Source organism: Bacillus sp. C-3-6 (genome assembly GCF_054509685.1).
The window spans coordinates 314,867-332,811 of the sequence record NZ_CM137247.1 but is presented as its reverse complement, the minus strand read 5'-3'; the positions used below and the strand labels follow the sequence as shown (position 1 = coordinate 332,811).

The window sequence follows — 17,945 nt, the reverse complement described above, 5'->3', positions numbered from 1 at the left end:
AATTGTATTATACAGGAAATTCTCAAAATGAATACTAAAAAATATGACTAATACGTCAACTTTTCTCATTATTTTATTTCTGTTTACATGTTTATCCCGGTATTAATAGGTTTTAGCTCATTCTCTTCGAACGACGGTAATATATGGGGTTTCAATTTTAAAAGGAGCTCTTCACACTTTGTGAAGAGCTCCTCTACTATTTCTTATAAAGTTTCAGAAGTAGTTTTTGCTTGCATGTGAAGTGCTAAGTAATCAGGTCCACCAGCTTTAGAGTCTGTACCAGACATGTTAAAGCCACCGAATGGTTGGTAACCTACGATTGCACCAGTACATCCACGGTTGAAGTATAAGTTACCAACGTGGAAGTCTTCACGTGCTTTTTCAATATGGTCACGGTTGTTAGTAATAACAGCACCTGTTAAACCGTATTCCGTATTGTTTGCAATTGCAAGTGCATGATCGAAGTCTTTTGCTTTACAGAATGCTACTACTGGTCCGAAGATTTCTTCTTTCATTAAGCGAGCATCTTCTGCAACATCAGCAACGATTGTTGGTTGGATGAACCAGCCTTTAGAATCGTCTCCTTCTCCACCTGCTAAGATTCTACCTTCTTCTTTACCAATTGCAACATAGCTCATTACTTTATCGAATGCAGCTTGGTCATTAACAGGACCCATGTTTGTACCTAATACTGCTGGGTTAGCAACTGTTAATTCTTTTGTTAATTCAACAGCACGATTTAATACGTGATCGTATACATCTTCGTGGATTACTGCACGAGAACATGCAGAACATTTTTGTCCTGAGAATCCGAATGCTGATGCAACGATAGACTTAGCTGCTAATTCAAGATCTGCTTCTTTATCAACAACGATTGTATCTTTACCGCCCATTTCAGCGATAACGCGTTTTAACCAAATTTGGCCTGGGTTTACTTTCGCTGCACGCTCATAGATACGGATACCTACATCACGAGATCCCGTGAAGCTTACGAAACGTGTACGAGGATGATCTACTAAGTAGTCACCAACTTCAGAACCATTACCTGGAACGAAGTTTACTACGCCAGCTGGTAAGCCAGCTTCTTCTAATACTTCCATAAATTTCGCTGCTACTACAGGAGTTGTACTAGCTGGTTTTAGTAATACTGTGTTACCAGAAACTAAAGCAGCTGTTGTCATACCTGCCATAATTGCGAATGGGAAGTTCCAAGGAGAAATGATAACACCTACTCCTAATGGAATGTAAGAGAAACGATTATATTCAATTGGACGGCTTTCTACTGGAATACCGTCTTTTAATTTTAACATTTGACGACCATAATATTCCATAAAGTCGATTGCTTCTGCTGTATCAGCATCTGCCTCATTCCATGGCTTACCTGCTTCTTTTACAAGAATAGCAGAGAATTCATGTTTTCTGCGACGAACGATTGCTGCAGCACGGAATAAAATGTCTGCACGCATTTCTGGCTTTGATTTTCTCCAAGTTTGGAATGTTTCATCCGCTACTTGCATTGCTTTTTCAGCTAACTCACGGCTTGCTTTTGAAACACGACCAACAAGTTCCTCTTTATTTGCAGGGTTTACAGAAACAATTTTGTCTTCTGTAGTGATTTTTTCTCCCCCAATAATTAATGGATAGTCTTGTCCAAGATAAGATTCTACTTTCTTTAAACCTTCTTCAAACGCTAATTTGTTAGCCTCCACTGAAAAATCTGTAAATGGCTCATGTTTGTATGCTACTACCATTTTTTTAGCCTCCCCTTAGAAAAACGTTTACATTTTACAACATTATTCTACACGATAATTTAGATTTATTCAAATATTCCTAGACTTATATTTTAAAAATTAATAAATTTTTAAAATATAATAAAAAAAGAGATTCATACATGCGTATGAATCTACAAAATATGAGTATATTCCAAAACATTTTTCCCGATCAATAATATAGTAACTAATAAAAATAAAGTCCTTACATATCCAACGCCTTTTTGAACCGCAAACTTCGATCCCAAATAAGCACCTAAGATCATTGATAATCCCATGATAATACCGTATTCAAAATGAATTATATCTAAAAATAAAAAAGTAATTAAAGATACAATATTACTAACAAAGTTCAAAAGTTTTCCAGATGCTGCCGCTTGAATAAAATCCAAACCAATTAATAAAAATGCAAAAATTAAAAATGACCCTGTCCCTGGTCCAAAAAATCCATCATAAAATCCTATCATTAAAATAACAAAGAAAAATATTAATGTTTTTCTTTGCGTCATCTTCTTATAGGTAGACACACTTCCCCAATTCTTTTTTGCAATAATATAAATAGCAATAAATACCAACATTACAAGTACTAATGGGCGTAAAATATCCGATGGAATAAATTTTACTACTAAAGCACCTGCAACAGCTCCAACAATAGTTAACGGGATTAACTTTCCTACAATTTTAAAATCAACTTTTCCTGATCGAATGAAATACATCGCACTCGTAAACGTCCCCATTGTTGCTGCTAATTTATTCGTTGCAATTGCCGAAGCTGGCGATAAGCCAACAAACATAAGCGCAGGAAGCGAAATTAACCCTCCTCCTCCAACAACGGAATCAATAAAAGCTGCTAAAAAACCGAATGCAATTAATAAAATAATGACTTGAAAACTTAATTCTTCCATGAACTTTACCCCTTACCCCTATTATTTACAACATTTTAAATTATAACAAAATTACATAAGAAAAAAAGCTGTTCCATAGAGGAACAGCCTTCATATTTAATCTAAAATTTTCACAAGTGGTTCATCTTGTTTTGCTTCACGTATAATAATAGCTTCTGGGCGTTCTACAGATTTAATCGTTACTTGTACTTTCATATAATTCGGGAAGTATTCCATAACAAGCCCTGCCACATATTGTGTAAAACCAATTATTTCAGCTTTTCCATTAAACTGGACAGGAATATCAAGCTTCATTTCTCTTAATTCATCATCTCTATACATACCAGTACCAATAACAGCTGTATAGTCGCCTTGGAAATAATCGCTTAGTTTTGCCTTAAAGTTGGATACTCTTGCAAGATCTTCACGTTTATTATCTGTTTTCGCTTGCTCTGATGGGAACAAATAGTATTTCTCATTAATTTGTTTCCAATCTTCAACCGTTTCACTACCTTTTTCTACATTTGCATAAGAAACAAAGTTACCTGGTACGAGCGAAGACTTTGGAGATTGGCGATAAATCGCAAATGTTATCGGAATATTTTTTGTATCAGGTTGTTTTTGATGTATAACTTTCAAAATTTCTTGCGCCATTTTTTTCCCTTCAGCTAACATCTTTTCATCCGGGATTGCAGCTTCACGTGGATAACCATGCTCTTCGTTAAAATATTGAACAGAATTCATTGCTAATCCAACTACCATACCAACACGTTCCTCGCTGTTATCGCCTTTTTTCACATAATAATCATGCTCTAAAATATTTGAAATATATATTGGATTTTTTTTATTTTTCACTTCTAGTGATTCGGATCCCGTTCCTAACGCAGGGTTTAATCCTATATTAGGAAATTTAACTGCATCTTTTTTTAATTTGTCCTCTAGTTCCTTTTGTTCAGCATCTGTACGTTTTCTTTTAACAAGCATCTGTATCACTTGAGTATCTAGAGCACTTCCGCCTTTTAAAAAATTATCTTTCGTATTAAATGATTCTTTTGCAATTCGCATTAATCCTGTTTCAAATTCATCTATATCAAGACGACTATTTAGCCCTTGCACCACTAAACCACGTGCATTTCCACCATCAAATGGAATAGTCGTCTTATAATATTCATCCGAAATAGCGTATTTTGGAACAACTGATTGTTCTTTTGCTTTCCCCGATTTCTCAGCCACTTTTTCATCTTTGTCGGCACCTGCACTACACCCACTTACAAGTAGGCCCAGGCTTAATATCGCTAATGCTATTTTTTTCATGGTAAGTTTGCACCTCTTACTTATTTAGCTCTTGTAAGAACCTCTCTTCATTCCAAACCTCAACATTATGTTTCTCCGCTTGTGCTAATTTCGAACCAGCTGCTTCACCTGCAACAACCAAATCCGTACTCTTACTAACACTTCCTGTTACTTTTCCACCTAATGCCTCAATCTTCTTCTTCGCTTCACTTCGTCCCATAACTTCTAGCTTACCTGTTAAAACAACCGTTTTTCCTGCGAAGTAAGATTCAACATTTTGTAAATCTGCAATTTTTATACCTTTGTATGTCATATTCACGCCATACTCTTTAAACTGCTGTAATAATTCTAATACATCTTCATTATCAAAATATGTCACAACAGATTGAGCCATTTTTTCGCCAATTTCATTAATTGCTTTTAGTTCTTCTTCTGTTGCTTTTACAAGCTCATCCATCGTTTCAAAGTGCTCTGCAAATGTACGTGCTGCTTTCGCTCCAACGTGGCGAATTCCAAGACCAAATAATAATCGCTCTAACGAGTTTTCTTTAGAATTTTCAATTGCTTGTATTAAGTTTGTTGCTGATTTTTCACCAAAACGTTCTAACTGTAATAATTGCTCTTTCGTCAATGCATATAAATCAGCAAATGTACGAATATAATCTGCATCAAAGAGTTGTGTAATGACACGTTCTCCAAGTCCATCAATATTCATCGCATTTCTTGAAACGAAATGGATTAATCCCTCTCGAATTTGAGCCGGACAAGTCGGATTTATACATCGAAGTGCTACTTCTTCTTCTAAACGAACAAGTTCACTCTCACATGCTGGACAATGCGTTGGCATACGGTATTCTTCTTCTTCACCAGTACGCTTATCAAAAATAACGTTCACAACTTCAGGAATAATATCTCCAGCCTTCTTCACAACAACGTAGTCACCAATTCGAATGTCTTTTTCACGAATCAAATCTTCGTTATGTAAAGAAGCACGGCGAACAATCGTACCAGCAACTCTCACTGGCTCTAGCTCTGCAGTCGGCGTTACAACCCCTGTTCGGCCAACACTTAATTCAATGCCTGTTAGTCTCGTTACAACTTCTTCAGCTGGGAATTTATAAGCAATCGCCCATCTTGGACTCTTCGCTGTAGTTCCTAGACTTTCTTGAAGAGCAACATCATCTACTTTTATAACGATTCCATCAATCTCATAATCAAGATGCGGACGTTTTTCTTGCCATTCTTCTACATAAGCTATAACCTCTTCGATTGTTTCACATGTACGGCGATTTGGATTTGTCTTAAATCCGAGTTCACCTAAGAAATCAAGCGATTCACTGTGCGATGGAATTGTTTTTTCTTCTACATTCGCAAGACCGTACACAAACATAGATAGGTTACGCTTCGCTGCAATTTTCGGATCAAGTTGACGTATTGAACCTGCTGCTGCATTACGCGGATTCGCAAATACATCTTCTCCATTTTGCTCTTTTTCTTCATTTAGTTTAACGAATGAACGCTTCGGCATATAAGCTTCGCCTCGTGCTTCTAACGTTACTTCTTCATTTAAACGAAGTGGGATAGCTTTAATCGTTTTTAAATTTTGAGTAATATCTTCACCCGTTACACCATCACCACGTGTCGCCCCTTGAATGAAGCGTCCTTTTTCATAATGAAGCGAAACGGCAAGCCCGTCAATTTTTAATTCACATATATATCTTACATTCGCACCATCAATTCCTTGACGTACTCTTCTGTCGAAATCACGTAAATCTCCTTCGTTAAATGCATTCCCTAAACTTAACATTGGTGACTTATGTGTTACTTTTTCAAATATATCAAGAATAGTTCCCCCAACGCGAACGGAGGGAGAATCTTCACTCATAAACTCTGGATTCTCTGCTTCTAATTTTATAAGCTCCTGCATATTACGGTCATACTCCGCATCAGAAACAGAAGGATTGTCTAATACGTGATATTGATAGTTAAATGTATTTAACAAATCACGTAGTTCTTCTATACGTTTTTTTGCTATCTCTTTTGACATATCCTCATTCCTTTCTATTGTTTCGTCACAGGTGCAAATTTTGCTAACAAACGTTTAACACCAATCGGGCTTGGGAACGCAATATCTAATTCTTTTGCATCACCTTCACCTTTTACACTTACAACTGTACCGATTCCCCATTTTTGGTGGGAAGCTTTATCACCTACTGCCCAGCCAATTTGCTCACCGCCTGTCGTCTTCGCTGCTGGACGCGCGAAAGCTGAACGAGAGCGTGTTGTGGTTGTCGTTGTCATTTTACTGCTACTTGCTGTTCTGCTTTTTGCACCAAACGAATTTTCACGCTTCGGCGCTGTTTCATTTAATGATTCCACTAGTTCTGCCGGGATTTCTGTAATGAAGCGAGACGCAGCGTTCATACTTGTTCTACCAAATAAAGTACGCATTTGCGCATTAGATAAATATAACTCTTCTTCTGCACGAGTAATACCTACATAAGCAAGACGACGTTCTTCTTGCATTTCATCCTCTTCCATAAGAGAACGAGTATGAGGGAATATCCCTTCCTCTAAACCAACAATAAAGACAACCGGGAACTCTAATCCTTTTGCTGAGTGCATCGTCATTAAAATAACTTCTTCACCAGCAGTTGGGTCTTCATCTACACGATCAATATCAGCAACAAGTGCTAAATCTGTTAAGAATGCAACAAGGCTCTTATCTTCACTTTGAGATTCAAATGTTTGCGTAACAGATAAGAATTCGTCTAAGTTTTCTAAACGACCTTCCGCTTCTAAAGAACGCTCATTTTTCAACATATCGCGATAGCCTGTTTTTTCAATAACTTCTTCTACTAATTCTGTAACAGATAAATACTCTTGCATATTTACCCAGTTGTGTAATAAACTTGCGAATTCTTTTACTGCCTTTGTAATTTTTGCACTTACTCCAACATGCTCAATCTCATCAAATACAGCAGTTAATGAAATTCCGTTTTGCACACCATAATTAATAATTTTATCGATAGAAGTCGCACCAATACCACGCTTTGGCATGTTAATAATACGTGCAAAACTAATTTCATCATCTGGATTACCGATTAAACGTAAGTACGCCAAAATATCTTTAATCTCTTTACGGTCGTAGAACTTAGTTCCCCCGACAATTTTGTACGGAATGTTAGATTTAAGGAAAATCTCCTCGACCATACGAGACTGAGCATTCGTACGATATAGCACTGCAAAATCAGTGTATTTTCGTTTCCCCATTTGAAGATCGTCACGAATTTTTTTCGCAACAAAATATGCTTCGTCCTTTTCAGTTGCGGCACGATAATACGAGATTTTACTTCCAACTTGATTGTCTGTCCATAATTTCTTCGGTTTACGATTCGTATTTTTTTCAATAACAGCATTCGCTGCATTTAAAATATTTTGTGACGAACGATAGTTTTGTTCTAACAAAATTACCTGTGCATTCTCATAGTCTTTTTCAAATGACAAAATGTTAGAAATATCTGCACCACGCCAGCGATAAATAGACTGGTCAGAGTCACCTACAACGCAAAGATTTTTAAAACGTGCTGCCAAATGTTTAACAAGAAGATATTGCGCTTTGTTCGTATCTTGATACTCATCAACATGAATATATTGGAACTTACGCTGATAAAACTCTAATACTTCTGGAACACGTTCAAATAGCTGAATAGTCGTCATAATTAAATCATCAAAGTCTAATGAATTATTTTTCAAAAGACGTTTTTGATACTCTGTGTATACATCGCTCGTTAATTTTTCATATGGATCAGCCATTGTAATTTTTTTTGCATATTTATCCGCAGATAACAGTTCATTTTTTGCATTACTAATACCCGCTAAAATAGAGCGCGGCTCAAATTTCTTCGGATCAATATTGCGCTCTTTCATAATTTTTTTGACTACAGTTAGCTGATCACCTGAATCTAAGATTGTAAAGTTACGATTAATACCAATACGATCGATATCGCGTCGTAAAATACGTACACACATAGAGTGGAACGTCGAAATCCAAATATCTTCTGCTTCTGGTCCCACAAGTTTATCAATACGCTCGCGCATTTCACGAGCTGCTTTATTTGTGAAGGTAATAGCTAGTACATTCCATGGTGCTACACCTTTTTCACCAAGCAAATACGCAATACGGTGTGTTAACACGCGTGTCTTACCACTACCTGCACCTGCCATTAGTAGCAGTGGTCCACTCGTTGTTTGTACTGCTTTTTGTTGCTGTGGATTTAAACCGTTTAATAACTTATCTGTCATACTCATATACGCCTGCACCTACTCTCCTTTTACTGCTTTAACTGTTTTTAACGCCGATTTTATATCATCATAAATAATATTTCCAACAACTACTGTATCAGCATATTGCGCCATTTCTTTCGCCTGTTCTGCATTAGAAATACCACCGCCATAATATAACTTGGCTTGTTTCAATTCTGCTTTTACATTTTTAACAAGTTCAACATCTCCATACGTACCGCTATATTCTAAATAAAATATCGGTAAATGTAATAACTTGTCTGCTAAACGCGCATATGCAATAACGTCATCTTCTGTTAAATCACATTTCGCATCTGTAAGCTGGGCTACTTTCGCTTCGGGATTTAAAACACAATACCCTTCCATAAAAATTTCGTCCCAGTCCATAATATCCCCAAATTCTTTCAATGCCTCATGATGAACACCTGTTACCCATTCTACTTTTCGGCTATTTAAAACACTTGGGATGTAATAAAAATCAAATCCTGGTGTAATTGCTTCTACATCAGAAACCTCTAATACACAAGGAACTGCATATCTACGAATGCTAACTAGCATGTGTAATACGTTATCAATTGTAACTCCATCACTTCCGCCTACAATAACAGCATCCGTTCCAGACTCACAAATCATTTCTAAATATTCATCACTTAACTCCTTATTTGGATCAAGCTTAAATACATGTTTCCATCCGGAAATATCGTACATGAAAACACCCTTCCTTTTCTCTAGTTATATCTATAGTTCTGTTTAAAATAACAGTTAGTTTTTATCTTGATTTTTTAAAATAGCTATTAAATATTTTTCAAAAAGAAGGATTTAATTTCACCTTCTTTTTATGCATTCTTTCATTATAACAAAAAAAGCTACTGACACACACGCCGAATCCAACATCTTTTTCAACGTCAAATGTTGGATTACATATCCCAAAAATCACACGGGATACTAATAAGAGAAGTAGTATTTACTATTTCAATTTTCATAAAAAGGAGTGTTTTTCTAATGAAGCAAAACATCGGGACAATAAACGCTCTAATTCGAATTACACTTGGGCTTGTCCTCTTCGGATGTAGTGCAACTAAACTTGTACGCAAGCCGTGGTGCACTTGGTCTAACATTTTTCTATGGATTGGTGCAATGAAAGTTGCAGAGGGAATTGTTCGCTTCTGCCCTATTGTTGAAGCGTGGAAATTTGGAAAATACATGAATATGGGCGCATTTAAAATGCCTGGCATGAATTTTACTGAAAAAGGACATGCTAAAGAAGAAGTGAATCAAACTTCCGCTCATGACAAGCCAAAGTCAAAGGGAAGTTATGACGCTTCTGACAAAGAGATTGAGTCAGCGATTGAAGAAATAATCCTGGCAAAACCGCTTTGAATCATTTGTCACGATGCAAGATGCTCTCAAAGGGACTTAGCTGCTGCAGTGGGCGGTTAAGTCTTCTTTATTTTACCATAAAACAGAACGTATATTCTTATTTCTAACTTTAAAATGTACATAAAAGATATCAATCAATAAATTTCAGAAAATTAGGTGCATACCCCTTGCTTAAAATGATATAAAAGTGATATCATTTTTATATCAGGAGGCGATCATATGAAAGAAAAACAAGTATTTTATGTAAATGGTTTTCTCGGTATTATTGGAATTTTGATTTTAGCTGCTATCGGTATATTTTTCCTTGCACAAGAAATTTTCGTAGGAGCAGCACTAACTATTATATTAGCCGCAATTCTCGCTACAGGTATCGGTATTGTTCAACCGAATCAAGCGAAAGTTATTACGTTCTTTGGTAATTATTTAGGAACAATTCGTCAAAATGGTTTATTTTTAACAATTCCATTCGCATTCCGTCAAACTGTCTCATTACGTGTTGAAAACTTTAATAGTAAGAAATTAAAAGTAAACGATGTTGAGGGAAATCCGATTGAAATTGCAGCTGTTATTGTATATAAAGTAGTTGATTCTGCAAAAGCAATGTTCGGTGTTGAACATTACGATCGATTTGTAGAAATTCAAAGTGAAACAGCAATCCGCCACGTCGCAACAAAATATCCTTATGACAATTTCCAAGATGAAACTTGCATTACGTTACGCGGGAATACTGAAGAAATCTCTGAAGAATTAAAGCGTGAGTTAGAAGCGCGCCTTGAAATCGCAGGCGTAGAAGTATTAGAAACTCGTTTAACACATTTAGCTTATGCAACAGAAATTGCCCATGCGATGCTACAACGTCAACAAGCAAAAGCGGTATTAGCTGCTAGAAAAGAGATTGTTGAAGGTGCTGTGAAGATGGCGAAGGATTCAATCCATATGTTAGATGAGGAAGGCGTACTTGAATTAGATGACGAGCGTAAAGCGAATATGGTAAACAACCTATTAGTTGCCATCGTTTCAGATAAAGGTGCGCAACCAGTTATTAATACAGGAAGCCTATACTAAGGGCTATAAGTAATTATGGCTAAAAAGAAAAGCTTTCCATTACGTATTGATCCTGAATTACACGCAGTCATCGAAAAATGGGCAAATGATGAGTTTCGTAGCGTCAATGCACACATCGAGTATTTACTTCGAGAAATGGCAAAGCAAAAAGGAAAATTGAAGAAAGATAAAGATGCATGAACAAACAGCCCACTGAATTTTCAGCGGGCTGTTTTTATACAAAGCAAGTCATCAATAAACTTGCTTAACGCTGCTGTTCTCACACTATCTTTCCGATAAATAAAATAAGTCGGAATAAACCTGTTTTCATGTACTAACGGTGTATGAATAAGTTCTTTATGGCTATCAAATTGCTCTGCTACTTCACGTGGTAACATAGACACCCCAAGTCCAGCTTTTACGCATCCAATAATACCGTCTAAAGAATTTAATTCCATTATTTTTTTTGGAACAATCCCTTCAGATAGTAACCATTCTTCTAAAACTTTTCTATAAAAACAACCTGATTGAAAAACGATAAAAGACTGCGATTCTGAATATCCGTTATCCCACAAAACATTCCGCTTTGAAAGTAACATCATTTCCTCTTGGAATACTTCTATCTTTTCTAAAGCTGGATCAGCTATACAATCAGCTACAAATGCCCCCTCTATTTCATATAAGAGTACCTTCTTCGTTAATTCTTCCGTATTGTGCGTTTGCAACATAATTTCCACTTCTGGATAGCGCATATGATAATTAGCTAAAATCGTGGGCAATCTAACAGCTGCTGCTGTTTCCATCGCTCCAATTTTCAATACTCCTCCAGGCTCCGCTGTATGTTTCACTTGCCTTTTTGATTCATTTAATAATTGAATCATTTTTTCAGCGTATGTTAACAACTTTTCTCCGGCTGGTGTTAATGTGACTCCATCTCGATGCCTATAAAATAATTGTGTTTCATATTCAGCTTCTAGCCGTTTTATTTTTGCTGTTATGTTTGATTGAACAAAATTCAACCGAATAGCTGCTCTTGAAATACTTTTCTCCTGCGCGACCATATAAAAAGCTACAAAATCTTGTAAGTTCATTCGTTCATATCCCTTCGTTCATATCATTAATTTTGATATTACATATAAAAAATCAGTATTTTACGCCCCATATATATTCCTCTATCATATATATTAGAAGATATTTCAAGAAGGGAGATTATATGAAAGAAACAAAAACATGGAAAATGATTATAGCTGGGATATGTTCTTTAATAGCTGTCATGGGTATTAGTCGGTTCGCCTACACACCGATTATTTCTTTTATGGAAAAGCAAGCCCATATAGAAGATGACCTCGCTGGATATTTAGCGTCCAGTAATTATCTTGGTTATTTACTTGGGGCATTCTTTATTGGATTCATTACGATAAAAAATCGTGAAAAAATATTACACCTCTGTTTATTCTTCAATGTTCTTTCAACTCTTTGTATGGGCTTAACCTCTTATATCTTTTTATGGTTTCCCCTTCGCTTTATCGGTGGTTTCACAAGTGCAATTGTATTTGTTCTTGCCTCTAGTATTGTTTTAGATTATTTATTTCAAAGTAATAAAGTCATGCTAGGTGGCATGATTTATAGCGGTGTTGGAATTGGCATTATTTTCTCTGGAAGTTTCGCACCTTTATTCAATTCAATTTGGAATTGGCAAGGTGCATGGATTGGGTTAGGACTTATTAGTTTTAGTTTAGCTATCCTTGTATGGAAATGGTTAAGAGAGGACAGTAGACGTACTATACAGCAACCAAAAAGTACTATACAAGCTACATCTCATAGAAAAAACTATTTATTTTGGCTTATTTTAGCTTACGGATTCGAAGGGTTTGGCTATATCATTACAGGGACCTTCCTTGTCACCATTGTAGAAAGAATTACACTATCACCCTTCTATGCATCTTGTAGCTGGATTATTGTCGGTATTGCTGTCATCCCATCTAGTTACATTTGGTCCACTGTTGCTCGGAAGTACGGACCAACACGAGCTCTTACATCCGCCTATATGTTACAAATTATAAGTTTACTTTCTCTACTCCTTATTCCAAACCTTTTTGGGGCATTTCTAAGTGCATTCCTTCTAGGTGCTACATTCGTCGGAATTACAATTTTAACAACTACAGAAGCAAAACGAATAAGACCGAATGAAAGTAATAAAATCATTGGTTATACGACAGGTGTTTATGGGATTGGCCAAATTATCGGTCCAATCTTTACAGGTATTATTGCAGAGCAAATGCAAAGTTTTTCCCTCCCACTCCTTGTCGCTGCTCTTACGTTAATCATCTCAATACTGCTATTATTAATTGGAGAAATAAGATGTAAGCAGGTAGAGAAAAAGTGTATATAGATACAAATAGTTTATAATCTCTTGAAAAGATTCAACGTACTATACTCTATTTCCTATAAAAAAAGAAGCTAACATATGTTAGCTTCGCGTAATCTCATGCCCAATCGCACGATATCCTATATCACTACGATAAAATAAGCCATCGCTTTCAATCTTTGCGATTTCTTTATACACTCTATCTTTCGCTTCTTGTAAGTCTTTCGCTTTATAAGCAATAAATAGTACACGGCCACCATTTGTTACAAAATCCCCATGTTTCATCGCTGTACCTGAATGAAAGACAATAGCATCTTCTAAACGATCTAATCCTGTAATAATTTCACCTTTTTTATACGCTTCTGGATATCCTTTTGAAGCAAGTACAACACCAATTACTGCTTCCTCTGACCACTCTAACACTAACTCACTTTCATCTAATACAGCGTTACATACATCAACTAAATCATTTTCTAAGCGAGGTAATACAACTTCTGTTTCAGGATCACCAAAGCGTGCATTAAATTCAATTACCTTTGGACCATCATTTGTTAAAATAAGCCCTGCATATAAAATCCCTGTAAACGATCGATTTTCTTGGATCATCGCTTGAGCAGTTGGATGTAATACGGTTTGAATCGCTTCTTGGACTGCTGATTCTGGAATTTGTGGTACTGGAGAATATGCACCCATTCCGCCTGTATTTGGGCCTTTATCAGCATCAAAAGCTCGTTTATGGTCCTGAGCGATTACCATCGGATGTACAGTTGTTCCATTTACAAATGCCATTAATGAAAATTCTTGTCCATCTAAAAACTCTTCAATAACAACCTTCTTACTTGCCGCGCCGAACTTCACATCTTGTAGCATTTCTTTCACAGCTTGTAATGCCTCTTCAAGCGTCATTGCTACCGTTACCCCTTTACCAGCAGCTAATCCGTCAGCTTTAATAACGATTGGTGCACCAACTTTTTGAATGTACTGTACTGCTTCTTCATAATCGGTAAAAGTTTCGTACGCCCCAGTTGGAATATCATACTTTTTCATAAGCTCTTTTGTAAAAGCTTTACTACCTTCAATAACAGCAGCCGCTTTATTCGGACCAAATACGCGAAGTCCCTCTTCTTTAAAACGATCAACAATTCCATTCATAAGTGGAATTTCTGGTCCAACGAAAGTTAATTCCACATTATTCTCTTTGGCAAATAAAACTAATGCATCAAAATCATTTTCATCAATATCAACTGGTATTGCAACATCTCGCATACCTTCATTACCTGGTGCTACATATACCTTTTTCACTTTTGCAGATTGTGCAAACTTCCAAGCTAAAGCATGCTCACGCCCACCGCGGCCAATTACTAAAACATTCATATTTCATCCCCCAATAATTAAATAAGTACAAACTAGAAGCTATGCTCCTAGTTTGCTTTTTCATATCAATAAAAGGTTATCTTGACCGGACTTTTTAAACATCCATCTCAATAAAGGTTTAAAAAGGAGGATCAAGAGCACCGAGCAGATCTAGGCGCATTTGCCAGGAGGACACGGAGTGTAGCTTTCCTACATGAGTACCGCACTGGCGATGCAACGACGACATGCGAAGGTTATCTTGACCGGACTTTTTAAACATCCTCTATTAGTGTTTGAAATGACGTACGCCAGTGAACACCATAGCAATCCCATACGTATCTGCCACTTTAATAGAATCTTCATCACGGATCGATCCGCCTGGTTGAATGATTGCTGTAATTCCCGCTTTTGCTGCTTCTTCTAATGTATCTGGCATTGGGAAGAAAGCATCAGATGCAAGCGCGCTACCTTGTGCTTTTTCACCAGCTTGTGTAATCGCGATTTTTGCAGAACCTACACGGTTCATCTGTCCCGCACCGACACCAATTGTCATGTCATCTTTCGCTAAAACAATTGCATTTGATTTCACATGTTTTACAACTTTCCAAGCTAGTTTTAAATCTTTCCATTCTTGCTCTGAAGGTTCACGTTTCGTTGGAATTGAAATTGTACTTTCATCTAATGATAACGTATCTTCCTCTTGAACGAGAAGTCCACCTTGTACAGAAGTTAGTTTTTTGCTTGCACTTGTCGCTTTTTCAATATTTATAGTTAATAAACGTAAGTTCTTCTTACTTTGCAACACTTCTAAAGCTTCTTGCGAGAACGAAGGTGCGATAACAATTTCTAAGAAAATTTCATGTAACTTTTCTGCTGTAGCTTTATCAATTTCACGATTTGCTGCAATAATACCGCCGAAGATTGATACTGGATCTGCTTCATAAGCACGAGTATATGCTTCGTGAATATTAGTTCCTACTCCAACACCACATGGATTCATATGTTTTACTGCTACTACTGCTGGTTCTGTAAATTCTTTTACGATGCTAAGCGCTGCGTCTGCATCATTAATATTGTTATACGATAATTCTTTACCGTGTAATTGTTCTGCGTATGCAACAGAAGAAGTTGCTGCGAATGGCGCTTTATAGAAAGTTGCTTTTTGATGTGGGTTCTCGCCATAACGTAAGTCTTGCTTTTTCTCAAATGTCACAGTTAATGTTTCTGGACTTTCTTCACCCATTTGCTCTGTTAAATAGTTAGAAATTAACGCATCATACGCTGCTGTATGACGGAATACTTTCGCTGCTAGTTTACGTTTCGTTTCCTCTGCTACTTCACCGTTCTCTTTCAGTTCTGCTAACACAATATCATAATCTACTGGATCTACAATTACAGATACGAATTTATGATTTTTCGCAGCAGAGCGAATCATTGTCGGGCCACCGATATCAATATTTTCAATTGCATCAGCAAATGTTACATCAGGCTTAGCGATTGTTTCTTTAAATGGGTATAAGTTAACAACAACAAAATCAATTGCTTGAATACCTAATTCATTCATTTGCGCTACATGTGTTTCATTATCACGAACTGCTAATAGACCACCATGAATATTTGGATGTAAAGTTTTCACACGACCATCCATAATTTCAGGGAAACCAGTTACTTCAGAAATACCAATTACTTGTAAGCCGTTTTCTTCTAGTAACTTTTTCGTACCACCTGTTGAAATAACTTCAATCCCTTGCTCTAGTAACCCTTTAACAAATTCTACTACTCCTGTTTTATCTGAAACACTTACTAATGCACGCTTTTTCATTTATCCTTCACCCCTGGTTGTATGTTAGTTAACAGTTGCTTCTTTCACAGACTGAACAATTTGATTCACTGTATTTACGTATAATTTATGTTCAACTTGCTGAATTTTCTTTTGTAAGCTTTCTCTCGTATCCCCTTCAGAAACAACCACTGCTTCTTGCGCAATAATTGGCCCTGTATCCATACCTGCATCTACATAATGAATTGTTACTCCAGTTACTTTCACACCTGCTTCTAACGCTTGACCGACAGCATCTTTACCCGGAAAGCTCGGTAGTAATGATGGATGAATATTAATAATCTTTCCGCCGTATGCTTCTAGTAACGTCGGCCCGATTAAACGCATATATCCAGCTAAAATAATATAATCAATTTCATATTCTTCTAGCTTCTTTAATATCTCTTTTTCAAACGCTTCTTTGGACTCATATGCTTTCGCTGAAAAAGCGAAACACGGAATATGATGATAATGCGCTCGCCCAACAGCACGTGCTTCTGGTTTATCACATACTAATAAACTAATTTCTGCATCCAATCTTTTTTCTTCTACCGCATTAACGAGAGATTGAAAGTTAGATCCACTTCCAGAAGCAAAAACTGCTAATCTACTCATAGTGCTTTGCCCCCATTAAAAGTAACGCCAGCTCCTTGTACAGTACGTCCAATAATACGAGCCGTTTCTCCTTGCTCTTCAAGAAGACGAACAACATCTTTTGCATCTTCTTCCTTCACTGCTACTACCATACCAATACCCATGTTAAAAATATTGAACATTTCTTTCTCTTCCAGTTTCCCAACTTCTTGAAGTAAATGGAAGATCGGCTGAATTTTCCAAGATCCTAGTTCAATCTCAGCACCAATTCCTTCTGGCAACATACGTGGGATATTTTCAATAAATCCGCCCCCTGTAATATGCGCCATACCGTATACTTCATGCTTCTTCAATAGTTCTAAAATAGGTTTGACATAAATTTTCGTTGGTTTTAATAATTCTTCACCAAGAGGTAGTTCTAAGCGTCCATAAATACGCTCTAAAGATAGTTCTCCATCTTCTAGTAACACTTTTCGTACTAAAGAGTAACCATTGCTATGAATACCGCTAGATGCTAAGCCAATTAGCACGTGACCAGCTTCAATCTTTTCACCTGTTACAATTTTCTTTTTATCAACAATCCCAACTGTAAAACCAGCTAAATCATATTCTTCCGTAGAATACATTCCTGGCATTTCAGCTGTTTCTCCACCGATTAATGCACAACCAGCTTGGCGACAGCCCTCTGATATACCTTTGACGATGTTTTCAATTTTACTAGGTTCAGCTTTACCACAAGCAATATAATCAAGGAAGAAAAGCGGCTCTGCTCCTTGGACAACAATATCATTTACACACATTGCTACTGCATCAATACCAATTGTGTCATGTTTATCTGCCATAAAAGCGAGCATCAATTTTGTTCCCACGCCATCTGTTCCAGATACTAATACAGGTTCTTCTAATGCAAATTTTGATAGATCAAACATACCTCCAAAACCGCCTAAACCGCCTAGTACTTCTTTTCTCATAGTTGTTTGTACGTGTTTTTTCATGCGAGATACCGCTTCATATCCAGCTTCAATATCTACTCCTGCTTGCTTATATGCATTCGCCATCGTTATTTACACCTCGTCTTTTAATTTCTCCCCATCCAGGGCGGGCCGTTTTAAGAAAAAAGCTAGCTTCTACAGCAA

The 17,945-nt window shown here is 36.7% G+C and carries 15 protein-coding genes; 4 read left to right on the top strand and 11 right to left on the bottom strand.

All coding sequences use genetic code 11. The annotated features are described in order from the left end of the window. Positions 1 to 203: 203 nt before the first annotated feature. From pruA to pcrB, 6 genes are all read right to left on the bottom strand, one after another. Complete coding sequence (pruA, locus tag ACW0JX_RS01785) at positions 204 to 1,751, bottom strand: L-glutamate gamma-semialdehyde dehydrogenase (RefSeq protein WP_000259555.1); 1,548 nt, start codon at positions 1,749 to 1,751, stop codon at positions 204 to 206. 152 nt (positions 1,752 to 1,903) lie between these two features. Further along, positions 1,904 to 2,674 (bottom strand): TSUP family transporter, encoded by a 771-nt coding sequence (locus ACW0JX_RS01780; protein ID WP_000391979.1) that lies wholly within the window; start codon positions 2,672 to 2,674, stop codon positions 1,904 to 1,906. A gap of 96 nt (positions 2,675 to 2,770) precedes the next feature. After that, a complete protein-coding gene (locus ACW0JX_RS01775) occupies positions 2,771 to 3,967 on the bottom strand; it encodes a CamS family sex pheromone protein (RefSeq protein ID WP_000717011.1) in 1,197 nt (398 codons plus the stop codon). Positions 3,968 to 3,983: 16 nt separating this feature from the next. Then, on the bottom strand, positions 3,984 to 5,993 hold the full coding sequence (ligA, locus tag ACW0JX_RS01770) for an NAD-dependent DNA ligase LigA (RefSeq protein WP_459245278.1): 2,010 nt from the start codon (positions 5,991 to 5,993) through the stop codon (positions 3,984 to 3,986). Positions 5,994 to 6,007: 14 nt separating this feature from the next. Next, entirely contained in the window at positions 6,008 to 8,257 is a 2,250-nt protein-coding gene (gene pcrA / locus ACW0JX_RS01765; RefSeq protein ID WP_459245277.1) for a DNA helicase PcrA, read from the bottom strand. A gap of 12 nt (positions 8,258 to 8,269) precedes the next feature. Next, positions 8,270 to 8,959 (bottom strand): heptaprenylglyceryl phosphate synthase, encoded by a 690-nt coding sequence (gene pcrB / locus ACW0JX_RS01760; RefSeq protein WP_000272109.1) that lies wholly within the window; start codon positions 8,957 to 8,959, stop codon positions 8,270 to 8,272. Between the two features lie 294 nt (positions 8,960 to 9,253). Between pcrB and ACW0JX_RS01755 the strand changes: the two genes are divergently transcribed. The 3 genes from ACW0JX_RS01755 (at position 9,254) to ACW0JX_RS01745 (ending at position 10,876) form a co-directional block, all read left to right on the top strand. Further along, on the top strand, positions 9,254 to 9,631 hold the full coding sequence (locus tag ACW0JX_RS01755) for a YgaP family membrane protein (protein WP_000812341.1): 378 nt from the start codon (positions 9,254 to 9,256) through the stop codon (positions 9,629 to 9,631). A 219-nt stretch (positions 9,632 to 9,850) separates the two neighbouring features. Next, a complete protein-coding gene (locus ACW0JX_RS01750) occupies positions 9,851 to 10,696 on the top strand; it encodes an SPFH domain-containing protein (RefSeq protein WP_053565395.1) in 846 nt (281 codons plus the stop codon). Between the two features lie 15 nt (positions 10,697 to 10,711). Continuing rightward, the gene (locus ACW0JX_RS01745) at positions 10,712 to 10,876 is read left to right on the top strand and encodes a type II toxin-antitoxin system antitoxin (RefSeq protein ID WP_001085171.1); all 165 of its coding nucleotides are present in this window, start codon (positions 10,712 to 10,714) and stop codon (positions 10,874 to 10,876) included. A gap of 20 nt (positions 10,877 to 10,896) precedes the next feature. On the opposite strand, the gene ACW0JX_RS01740 is transcribed toward ACW0JX_RS01745, so the two are convergent. Further along, positions 10,897 to 11,766: a LysR family transcriptional regulator gene (locus ACW0JX_RS01740; protein WP_053565396.1), complete on the bottom strand. Its 870-nt coding sequence runs from the start codon at positions 11,764 to 11,766 to the stop codon at positions 10,897 to 10,899. Between the two features lie 122 nt (positions 11,767 to 11,888). Between ACW0JX_RS01740 and ACW0JX_RS01735 the strand changes: the two genes are divergently transcribed. Further along, on the top strand, positions 11,889 to 13,067 hold the full coding sequence (locus tag ACW0JX_RS01735) for a YbfB/YjiJ family MFS transporter (protein WP_095691501.1): 1,179 nt from the start codon (positions 11,889 to 11,891) through the stop codon (positions 13,065 to 13,067). Positions 13,068 to 13,145: 78 nt separating this feature from the next. Here the strand turns inward: ACW0JX_RS01735 and purD are convergent, their stop codons facing one another. The 4 genes from purD to purM form a co-directional block, all read right to left on the bottom strand. Further along, positions 13,146 to 14,417 carry a phosphoribosylamine--glycine ligase gene (gene purD / locus ACW0JX_RS01730; RefSeq protein ID WP_095691502.1) on the bottom strand — a complete coding sequence of 424 codons (1,272 nt, stop codon included), beginning with the start codon at positions 14,415 to 14,417 and terminating at the stop codon, positions 13,146 to 13,148. Positions 14,418 to 14,682: 265 nt separating this feature from the next. Then, positions 14,683 to 16,218 (bottom strand): bifunctional phosphoribosylaminoimidazolecarboxamide formyltransferase/IMP cyclohydrolase, encoded by a 1,536-nt coding sequence (purH, locus tag ACW0JX_RS01725; RefSeq protein WP_000745406.1) that lies wholly within the window; start codon positions 16,216 to 16,218, stop codon positions 14,683 to 14,685. Between the two features lie 24 nt (positions 16,219 to 16,242). Continuing rightward, positions 16,243 to 16,830: a phosphoribosylglycinamide formyltransferase gene (purN, locus tag ACW0JX_RS01720; protein ID WP_000088577.1), complete on the bottom strand. Its 588-nt coding sequence runs from the start codon at positions 16,828 to 16,830 to the stop codon at positions 16,243 to 16,245. Beyond that, complete coding sequence (purM, locus tag ACW0JX_RS01715) at positions 16,827 to 17,867, bottom strand: phosphoribosylformylglycinamidine cyclo-ligase (protein WP_001262442.1); 1,041 nt, start codon at positions 17,865 to 17,867, stop codon at positions 16,827 to 16,829. Before purM ends, purN begins: the two co-directional genes overlap by 4 nt. Positions 17,868 to 17,945 lie beyond the last annotated feature (78 nt).